10 protein-coding genes are annotated in these 9,749 nt (G+C 65.1%); 8 read left to right on the forward strand and 2 right to left on the reverse strand.

Annotated features, from left to right (window positions below):
• The first annotated feature begins 39 nt into the window (after nt 1-39).
• The gene (gene mazG, locus VGG51_09105) at nt 40-1,227 is read left to right on the forward strand and encodes a nucleoside triphosphate pyrophosphohydrolase (GenBank protein HEY1883178.1); all 1,188 of its coding nucleotides are present in this window, start codon (nt 40-42) and stop codon (nt 1,225-1,227) included.
• A gap of 32 nt (nt 1,228-1,259) precedes the next feature.
• On the opposite strand, the gene VGG51_09110 is transcribed toward mazG, so the two are convergent.
• Together VGG51_09110 and VGG51_09115 are read right to left on the reverse strand one after the other, a co-directional pair.
• Nucleotides 1,260-2,648: an MATE family efflux transporter gene (locus VGG51_09110; GenBank protein HEY1883179.1), complete on the reverse strand. Its 1,389-nt coding sequence runs from the start codon at nt 2,646-2,648 to the stop codon at nt 1,260-1,262.
• 11 nt (nt 2,649-2,659) lie between these two features.
• Entirely contained in the window at nt 2,660-3,082 is a 423-nt protein-coding gene (locus VGG51_09115; GenBank protein HEY1883180.1) for a PadR family transcriptional regulator, read from the reverse strand.
• 147 nt (nt 3,083-3,229) lie between these two features.
• On the opposite strand from VGG51_09115, the gene VGG51_09120 reads away from it, so the two are divergent.
• The 7 genes from VGG51_09120 to VGG51_09150 form a co-directional block, all read left to right on the forward strand.
• Nucleotides 3,230-3,502 (forward strand): RNA-binding S4 domain-containing protein, encoded by a 273-nt coding sequence (locus tag VGG51_09120; protein HEY1883181.1) that lies wholly within the window; start codon nt 3,230-3,232, stop codon nt 3,500-3,502.
• Nucleotides 3,493-4,365: a DNA-binding protein WhiA gene (gene whiA / locus VGG51_09125; GenBank protein ID HEY1883182.1), complete on the forward strand. Its 873-nt coding sequence runs from the start codon at nt 3,493-3,495 to the stop codon at nt 4,363-4,365. The genes VGG51_09120 and whiA overlap by 10 nt, the downstream gene beginning before the upstream one ends.
• Before the next feature lie 9 nt (nt 4,366-4,374).
• On the forward strand, nt 4,375-5,388 hold the full coding sequence (gene gap, locus VGG51_09130; protein HEY1883183.1) for a type I glyceraldehyde-3-phosphate dehydrogenase: 1,014 nt from the start codon (nt 4,375-4,377) through the stop codon (nt 5,386-5,388).
• A gap of 16 nt (nt 5,389-5,404) precedes the next feature.
• Entirely contained in the window at nt 5,405-6,586 is a 1,182-nt protein-coding gene (locus VGG51_09135; protein ID HEY1883184.1) for a phosphoglycerate kinase, read from the forward strand.
• The gene (tpiA, locus tag VGG51_09140) at nt 6,576-7,334 is read left to right on the forward strand and encodes a triose-phosphate isomerase (protein ID HEY1883185.1); all 759 of its coding nucleotides are present in this window, start codon (nt 6,576-6,578) and stop codon (nt 7,332-7,334) included. Before VGG51_09135 ends, tpiA begins: the two co-directional genes overlap by 11 nt.
• Nucleotides 7,331-8,878 carry a 2,3-bisphosphoglycerate-independent phosphoglycerate mutase gene (gpmI, locus tag VGG51_09145; protein ID HEY1883186.1) on the forward strand — a complete coding sequence of 516 codons (1,548 nt, stop codon included), beginning with the start codon at nt 7,331-7,333 and terminating at the stop codon, nt 8,876-8,878. Before tpiA ends, gpmI begins: the two co-directional genes overlap by 4 nt.
• Before the next feature lie 9 nt (nt 8,879-8,887).
• Nucleotides 8,888-9,749 (forward strand): serine hydrolase (locus VGG51_09150; GenBank protein ID HEY1883187.1); only part of this gene is annotated, 862 nt, incomplete at its 3' end.

The raw sequence follows: 9,749 nt of genomic DNA on the forward strand, positions 1-9,749 counted from the left end.
GAACCGGGGGTGCCGCCGTCGCCTTTCGAAGGACGCGACGTGCTGGTTCGCATCGCGGGCCTGGGCCCGGGCGATCCCGGGCTCCTGACCATCGGTACCTTAGAAGCCCTGCGCACCGTCGGCAAGGCCGTGGCGCTGATGGCGCCGCCGGATCTCACCGGCTACTTGTCGCGCAACGGCATAACGATCGTCCGCGATCTCGTCGACGATCCCGCGCTCTTCGTACGCGGCGGCAGCGACGAGATCGAACGATTTGCGCAGCGACTGCAGGGCGATTTCATCGGCGACGCGATTGGGTTGGGCGTACTCGGCAACCCGCTCTCGGATTTCCCGGGTCTGCCGCCGCTGCTGCGGCTGCTCGAGTCGCGCGGCATCGCTACGGAGATCGTTCCCGGAGTGCCGCGAGCGACGCTCTCCGCTTCGATCACGATGCCGCTCGTGCCGCTGCCGCCGCAGTCGGCGCATCATTCCTGGGACGATCTCGTGGAGATCATGGCGCGGCTGCGCATGGGCTGCCCCTGGGATCGCGAGCAGACGCACCGCACGCTGGTACCTTACTTGATCGAGGAAACGTTCGAAGTCGTCGACGCGATCGAAGGAGAGCAGCTCGACGCGCTCTGTGAAGAGCTCGGCGACTTGCTGCTGCAGATCCTTTTTCACGCGCAGCTCGCGACGGAAGTCGGCAAGTTCAGCATCGCCGACGTCGTCGACGCGCTCTCAAACAAGATGGTACGACGGCACCCGCACGTCTTCGGCGACGCCGTGATCGAAGACGTCGACGCGCAGTGGCGCAATTGGGAAAAACTCAAGGCGCTGGAAAAGACCGGACGAGAGCGCAAGAACCGGCTAGACGGAATTCCCAAGCAGCTCGGCGCGTTACAGCGCGGACAGCGCATGCAGGAAAAGGCGGCGCGCGTCGGCTTCGACTGGCCGGATGTAAGCGGCATTCTGGAAAAACTTACCGAGGAGCTGGGGGAGCTCGCCGAGGCGCGCCGCCAACCGCAGGACGATCCCCACGTGCGCGAAGAGCTCGGCGACGTCTTCTTCACCCTCGTCAATCTATCTCGTGCGCTGGGCATCGACGCCGAAACCGCGGTGCGCGAGGCAAACGAAAAGTTCTACCGGCGTTTCTCCTTCATGGAAGAGCGCGCCGGTAAAGAGGGAAAGCAGCTCTCGGATCTCTCCCTCGACGAACTCGAGGAGCTATGGAAACTGGCGAAAACCTGACCGCGAAAAGTGGAGAGCGACGGGTTGCAGGGCTAGACGAGGCGTTCGTGGGTTTTGCGTTTCCAGACGAACTCGTAGTAGCTGAACTGCAGCGCTAAGACGACGCAATACGAGATCGGGTAGCCCAGCCATATGCCGTCGAGGCCGATGCGGTGCATCAAAAAGAACGCGACCGGCACTTCGACGCACCAGATCGCGAAGACGCCGTTAATCGTCGGCCAGAGCACCGAGCCGCTGCCGCGCATCAGGCCCGACAGCACCGCGGAGTTGCCAAAGAGCAGGTAGCCCCAGAGCGTGATCATCAAGAGCTGGTGCGCGATATCGAGCGTGTGACGGTCGGTGATGAACCAGCCGAGAATCGCCCAGGCAAATACGTAACACAGCACGATGATGCAGCCGCCGACGACGTAGTTCAAGCCGACCGCCGAACGCACGACGCTGCCGAGCTTGTCCTCGCGGCGCGCGCCGATGCACTGCGCCCCGAAGATCGACGCCGAGATGCCGATCGAGATCGCCGGAAACTGGACGTAGCCGACGACCTGGTTCACCGCACCGTACGCTGCCGTCGCGTCCGAGCCGAAACGATTCACGAAGGAGATTACGGCGAGCTCGGCCAGCGAGACCATCATCACCTGGATGCCGGTCGGCACGCCGATGCGAACGACCGCGCCCAGAATCTTCCAATCGATCCGCATATCGGAGAGCGTCTCGCGATCGAACTTGAGCGGATGGTCTTTACGCGCGAGATAAAAGATCAGCCACCCCAGCGCCGCGCTGTTGGCGATCAGGCCCGAGACCGCCGCGCTGACCACGCCGAGCTTGGGCAGCCCCAGCGCGCCCACAATGAAGAGCGGCGTCACGGCAATCGCGAGCAGGCTCGAGACGAGCAGCGTGTAAAAGGGCGTCGTCGAGTCGCCGGTGCCGCGTAAGATCGTGACGTACACGAAATAGAAAAAGAAGATCGGCATCGTCAAAAAGACGACGCGCGCGTAGGCGTCCGACTGCGGGAGGATATCGGCCGGCGTCGCCAGCCACTTCAGGACAATCGGCGATCCGAACGCACCCAGAATCGCGACGATGATGCCCAGGTAGAGCGCCGCACCCAGCACGGTGCCGGCGATCTTCTTGACCTTGTGGAGGTCGCGCGCCCCGTAGGCCTGACCGACGAGTACGCTGCTGCCGCTCGACACGCCGAAGACGAACGAAAAAAGCAGAAAGACGATCGGGAAAACGGCCGAGACCGCGGCGAGCGCGTGCGTGGAGATCAAGCGGCCGATCCAGATGCTCGCCATCGTCTGGGATGCGGACTGCAAAACGTTGCTCAGCATCAGGGGTACCAGAAAGACGAGGAGGATCTGCCACATCGGCTTGCCCTCCTCGAAAATGTTGACCCCGCGGTGCGCCGTTCGCGCTTGCGCCAATGGGAAACCCCTTATTCTTGCGCGAGCACTTCGTAGATTTTCTTGCGGGCGTCATCGAGCAGTTCGCGCACGCGCTCGACCGTCTCCGGTTTGGAAGAATAACTCATTTGAGAGACGGCGTGCATTAAACGATCGGCCGCCTCGCGCATCTGCGCCCGCGCGTCGCCCGTGCCCTCTTCCTCTTCGTCGCCTTCGAAAAACCGGCCGATGTCGGCCGCACGCTCCTCGAGCATCTTTCTTCCTTTTTCGGTAAGCTCGTAAATGCGCCGATCGCCCTCTTCACGCCCGGAGATGAAGCCCGCGGCCTCCAGCGCGGCCAGCAACGGGTAGACCGAGCCGGCGCCCCCGCCCCACCCCTTTTCGCGAATGGCCCGGATCAACTCGTAACCGTGGCTCGGCATATCGGCCAGCAGTTTGAGCACGGCGAACTTCAAAATTCCTCGGCGAAACCGGCGCATGCCGTGCCTGGGCCTCTCCCATCGGTGCATGTCGACACAGTATCCGATATATCGCGATAGTGTCAACCCTTCGACAGGCCTTCGACAGGCGAGAAACGCGGTACGGCGCCGAAAGAAGACGCCGTGCGGCTGGATAAGTTCATGAAGGTGTCGCGGCTGGCCAAACGGCGCAGCGAGGCCCACGAGGCCCTCGAGCACGGGCGAATTACGCGGGAAGGCAAGCCCCTCAAGCCCGGCTACCAAGTGAAGCCGGGCGACGTCCTCGAGATTCACTACGCCACGAAGTTCGTGACGGTCCGCGTTCGCGACGTGCCGCTGCGCGTCACGCCCGCGGTCAAGCCCGCCGACCTGTACGAGCTCGTCGACTCCCGAAAGGACGAGGCGGAGTGGCTGTAATCTCGGCCGATACGAAGGACGCCCTCGCGCGAGAGCTTCCGAGCGAGCGGCACTGCCGGGAAGCGTTGCTGGTCTCCCTGGCGCTCTACGGCGGAGCCGGCGAGGAGTTCGTAACCCACCGCAACTCGGTCGCGCGCCTGTTCTGGTCGCTGCTCGACGAACGGAAGCGCTACCCGATCGAGGCGCGGGCGCCCACCCGGCTCGCGCGCTTACCGACCTTTGCCGTGGCACTCCCGGAGCGCCTGAGGGAAATCCCGGCCAAGCCGGTCCACAAGTGCGACCGGCTCGTCGAGTTGCGCGCCGCCTTCTTGGCCTGCGGATCGCTCGCGGCGGGTACGCGGGGATACCACCTGGAGTTCGTCGTTCGCGACGAGCGCATCGCCCAACGTTTGGCGTGGACGCTGCGCAGTAACGGCGTCCCCGCGAAAGAGGCGCGCCGGAAACGGCGCGTCGTGCTCTACCTCAAGGAGTTCGACGCGATTGCCGAGCTGCTCACACGCATCGGCGCATTTACCGCGGTGCTCCAGCTGGAGGACGTACGCGCGTTGCGCGAGACCAAGAACCGTATCCACCGCCTCGTCAATACCGAGGCCGCGAACCTGCAGCGCAGCGCCGCGGCCGCGGCCGAGCAACGGCGCGTCATCGAGTTCCTCGCCAACGCCTACGGCCTGCCGGCGCTCTCGCCGCCGCTGCGCGAGCTGGCGGAGCTGCGCCTTCGCCATCCCGACGAATCGTTGGCCGAGCTCGGCCGCCGCTGCAGTCCCCCGATCGGGAAGCCTACCGTGAGCAGTCGCTTCGGCGCGCTAAGCCGGCTCGCCGACTCCCTGCGCGGCGTGCAGGGGAGCCCCAGAGCGGTCGGGTAACGGCGCAGCATGCGCATCGGAATCAACGGCTTCGGCCGCATCGGACGTAACTTTACAAAGGCGCTCGCCGAACGCCATCCCGAGATCGAGATCGCGGCCGTCAACGATCTGATCGGCGCCAAAGAGTGCGCCCATCTCTTCAAGTACGACAGCAACTACGGCATCTACGCCGGGACCGTCGGCTCGTCCGACTCGACGCTGGAGATCGACGGGCGGCGCATCCGCGTCTTCGGCGAGCGAGATCCCGGCAAGCTGCCGTGGCGGGATTTGGGCGTCGACGTGGTCGTCGAATCCACCGGACTCTTTACCGATGCCGCCAAAGCCCGCGCCCACATCGACGGCGGCGGGGCGAAGAAAGTCCTGATCTCCGCCCCCGCCAAGGGCGAGGACATCACAATCGTGCTCGGCGTCAACGACCGCAACTACGACCCCGAAAAGCACAACATCATCTCCAACGCGTCGTGCACGACGAACTGCCTGGCCACCGCCGTCAAGCCAATCGTCGACGAGCTCGGTTGGGTCAAGGGCTTCATGAGCACGATTCACTCATACACGAACGACCAGAACGTGCTCGACGGCCCGCACAAGGATCTGCGACGCGCGCGCAACGCCGCGACGAACATCATTCCGACGTCGACCGGTGCCGCCAAGGCACTCTACCTGACGATCCCGCAAGTCGAGGGGACCTTCGACGGCTTCTCGCTGCGCGTTCCGACGCCGACGGTCTCGATGATCTATCTGGTCGCGCAGACGAAGCAGCCGACCACCAAAGACCAGCTCAACGCGCTGCTCCGTCGTGCGGCCGAAGGCGAGCTGAGCAAATACGTCGCCTACACCGAGGAAGAGCTTGTCTCGAGCGACTTCAAAAAGAACCCGAACAGCTCGATCATCGATGCGAAGCTTACCAATGCCAACGGCGATCTCGTCCAAATCGCCGCCTGGTACGACAACGAGTGGGGCTATTCGTGCCGTCTCGCCGAGCTGACGGCCATGGTGGGTTCGGCGATTCCCGCCAAAGCGTAGGGATCGTCCCTTCCGAGTGCTGTTTCGCAGGCTCGAGGACCTCGACGTCGCGGGGAAGCGAGTGATCGTGCGCGAGGATCTCAACGTGCCGATCGCCGACGGAACGATCGGCGACTACGCACGGATCGACGCCGCTCTGCCGACGCTGCGCTGGCTCGCGCAACGCGGGGCGAAGACGATCGTTCTCTCCCACCTTGGGCGGCCCGATGGAAAGCCGGATCCGGCGCTCTCGCTGGCGCCGATCGCACGCGCGCTCTCGCAGCGCCTCGGCACGAGCGTCGCGTTTGCTGCCGACTCCGTCGGCGACGTCGCGGAACGAGCCGTCGCGCAGCTGCACGACGGCGATATCCTACTGCTCGAAAACGTACGCTTTCACCCCGAAGAGGAACGCAACGATCCCGCCTTCGCGCAGCGCCTCGCGTCGCTGGGCGATCTTTACGTCGACGACGCCTTTGCCACCGCGCATCGCGCGCATGCGTCGACCGAAGGGATCGCGCACTTTCTTCCGAGCGCGGCCGGGCTGCTGATGGAGGCCGAGCTGCGCGCGCTCTCGGCGATCGTCGAGCATCCGGCCAAGCCCTTCGTCTGTGCGATCGGCGGCGCCAAGATCAAAGACAAGCTGCCGATGCTCGAACACCTGTGCCTGCTGGTCGACGCATTCTGCATCGGCGGGGGCATGGCCAACACGCTGCTCGCGGCGCAAGGAGTCGACGTCGGGAAATCCTTGCGTGACGACGATCTCGCGCCGGCGCAACGCTTTTTGGCGCTGGCCAAGCAACGCAACGTCGCGGTCGAGCTGCCGGTGGATGCCGTCATCGCGCCGTCGCTCGACGCGCCAGCGCGCGCGCACGTCGTCGCGATCGACAGCGTCGGCGACGAGATGATTCTGGACATCGGCCCCGCGAGCGCAAAGGCCTATGCTGCGACGATCGAAACCGCGAAGACGATCGTCTTCAACGGGCCGATGGGCGTGTACGAGAACCCGGCGTACCGCCAAGGCACGCAAGTCGTCGGCGAAGCGATCGCCCGCGCGACCGCGGCCGGCGCGACCAGCGTCGTGGGCGGCGGCGACGCCGCCGCAGCCGCCAATCTGCTGGGCTTCGCGTCGAGGGCGACCTACGTTTCGACCGGCGGCGGCGCAACGCTCGAGTTCCTCGAAGGGAAGACGTTGCCGGGAGTCGCCGCGCTTGAGCAGTAGCGCGCCTTCGCCGCAAACGATCCTTGCGGGAAACTGGAAGATGCATAAAACCGCCGCCGAGACGGCCGCCTTCTTCGATGCCTTCCTTCCCCGCGTCGCCGGCGTTCCCGCGAAGATCGAAATCGTCGTAGCGCCGCCGTTTACGTCGCTCCCGCTTGCGTCGTCGCGCCTGGCCGGGACGCGCGTGCGGCTGGGCGCGCAGACGATGCACTGGGAACTGCAGGGCGCCTTCACCGGCGAGATCAGCGCTCCGATGCTGCTCGAGTTCGGGGTCAGTTACGTCATCCTCGGACACTCCGAGCGACGCGCCTATTGCGGCGAGAACGATCGCACGGTGAATTTGAAAGTGCGCACGGCGCTGGGGCAGGGGCTCACACCGATCGTTGCCGTCGGCGAAACGTCGCAAGAACACGATGCGGGGGAGGCCGACGAACGCGTCATCAGCCAGACACGGGACGCCTTTGCCGGCATTCCGGCAGAAGATCTCGCGAAGGTCGTTGTCGCGTACGAGCCGATCTGGGCCATCGGAACCGGCAAGAACTGCGATCCGCGCGAGGCTAATCGCGTCATGGGGACGATTCGCCGCTGCGTCGCCGAGCTTGGGGGCGTGCCGATTCTCTACGGCGGCAGCATGAACGCAGCAAACGTCGCCTCTTATATGGCGCAGCCGCAGATCAACGGAGGCTTGATCGGCGGCGCGTCGCTCGACCCGGAGGGCTTCGCCTCGCTGATCGCGCACGCGCAATGAACTACCGGCCCGTCGTGCTCGCCGTGCTCGACGGTTGGGGCTGCCGCGACGAGACGCACGGCAATGCGATCGCGGCTGCAAATCTACCGAACTGGCGTCGACTCTTCGAACAGTATCCGCACACGACGCTGCGCGCCTCCGGCGAGTCCGTCGGATTGCCCAAAGGGATCATGGGCAACAGCGAGGTCGGCCATCTCAACCTTGGCAGCGGCCGCGTCGTGCCGCAAGGCGTGACGCTGATCGATGCCGCGATCGCAACGGGCGAGTTCGCGCGAAACGAGACGCTGCGCGCGGCACTCGCGCATGCCGCGCAGAATAAAGCAACGCTTCATCTCATGGGGCTGCTCTCGGACGGACGAGTGCACAGCTCGATCGAGCACCTCTTCGCACTGATCGACGCCGCCGTCGCGGCGAACGTCCCATTTGCCGTCCACTGCTTTCTCGACGGGCGCGACACGCCGCCGCGTTCCGCGGCGCTCTACGTCGCAATGCTCGAGAGCAAGCTCTCGGCGGTTGGACGCGACGGCGCGATCGCCAGCGTCACGGGGCGCTTTTACGCGATGGATCGCGACCGGCGCTGGGAACGGACCCAGCGCGCCTACGAACTGCTGGCCCGCGGCGACGCGCAGCACCATAGCGGCAATGCGCTCGCGGCGGTTCGGGAGGGTTACGCGCGCGGCGAGGATGACGAGTTCGTCGCGCCGACGATCGTCGCGCAGCCGCGGCCGATCGAGGACGGGGACGCCTTCATCTTCTTCAACTTCCGTCCGGATCGCGCGCGGCAGCTGACGACCGCCTTCGACGCCGGAACGACGCAGTATTACCACGACCCCTTCGATGCGTTCGCAGCCAAGGCGTACCGGCGACCATACTTCGGGACGATGACGAAGTACGACGAGAACTATACCAATCCGGTGCTCTTCGGGCCGCGCCCGCAGTACGAGACCTTCGGCGACGTCATCGCAGCGGCCGGATTGCGGCAGCTTCGTCTCGCCGAGACCGAGAAGTACGCGCACGTCACCTATTTTTTCAACGGCGGGCGGGAAGAGCCGGTGCAGGGTGAAGAGCGCGAGCTCATCCCGTCGGACCGTTCCGTTGCGACCTACGATCTGGCGCCGGCGATGCGAGCGCAGGCGATCACCGACGCGGCACTCAAAGCGATCGCGGGCGGCCGCTACGACGCCATTGTGATGAACTATGCTAACGCCGATATGGTCGGACATACCGGCAGATGGGAAGCGACGATCGGCGCCGTCGAGGTGCTCGACGAATGTCTAGCGAGGCTGGCCGATGCAACCTTGCGCGCGAGCGGCCTGCTCGCCGTTACCGCGGATCACGGAAACGCCGAAGAGGAGCTCGACGAAAAGAACAACCCCATCACCGCCCATACGACCAACCCCGTCCCCTTCGTGCTGATCGGCAAAGGTCTTCACGGTACGCTCGCCGGCGGGGGCAAGCTCGGCGATGTCGCCCCGACGCTGCTGCACCTGATGGGCCTGAAGATTCCGCAGCAAATGACCGGAACCGACCTTCTGCGTACCTGAGGCGATGCGATGATACCCGCGACCCTCGTCGGGGTCTGGGCAGCGCAAGCGGTGCCGGCGCCCGAGAGAGCGTGGGTGCCCGCCACGCCGCTGGGCGAACCCGCCCACTACTTCCTGGTCGTCTCCCGAGGCAGCGACGGCCGGATCGGCGCTTTTATTCGCAATCCCGAGTTCAATAGCGGCAGCGCGCTCGGCATGCTCTTCGACCTTCCGGCACCGGCGCCCGACGGCAAGCTGCACCTCCAACACGCATCGATCGACGGCGCCCCGCTTACCTTTCACCGTCCCGACGGCGCGGAGCTTCGCTGGTTCTATCCGCGCATGCAGAGCACGTGGCAGTATCGCGCGCCGGAGCGCTTGGCGGACGGATGGAGCGTCGGAACGCTCGCGACGGCGTCGATGCGGGAGGCGCCGCTCGCCCAAGCGATCGACGGAATCGTCGGCATGCGCGCGCCGGCGCTGCGCTCGCCGTACATTCAGAGCATCTCGATCGCGCGTCACGGCCGGCTCGTCCTCGACGAGTACTTCTACGGATTTACGGCGGATACGCCGCACGACACGCGCTCGGCCGCCAAGAGCGTCGCGACGCTGATCGTGGGACGTGCAATCGAAGATACTCATCGATTTACTCCCCAATCGCTCGTATTGAGCCTGTTGGCGTCCTATCTGCCGATCCGCAACGACGACGCACGCAAAGCGGCGATGAGCGTCGCCGATTTGATGACGATGGCTTCGGGTTTGGCCTGCAACGACAACGACGATAGCTCCCCGGGCAATGAAGATACGATGCAGAACCAGCCGGCCGGAACGAATTGGTATCGCTACACGCTCGACCTCCCAATGACGAGCCTCCCCGGCACGAGCGCCGTCT

The sequence above is a fragment of the Candidatus Cybelea sp. genome, from assembly GCA_036489315.1.
In the GTDB taxonomy this organism is placed as follows: Bacteria; Vulcanimicrobiota; Vulcanimicrobiia; order Vulcanimicrobiales; family Vulcanimicrobiaceae; genus Cybelea.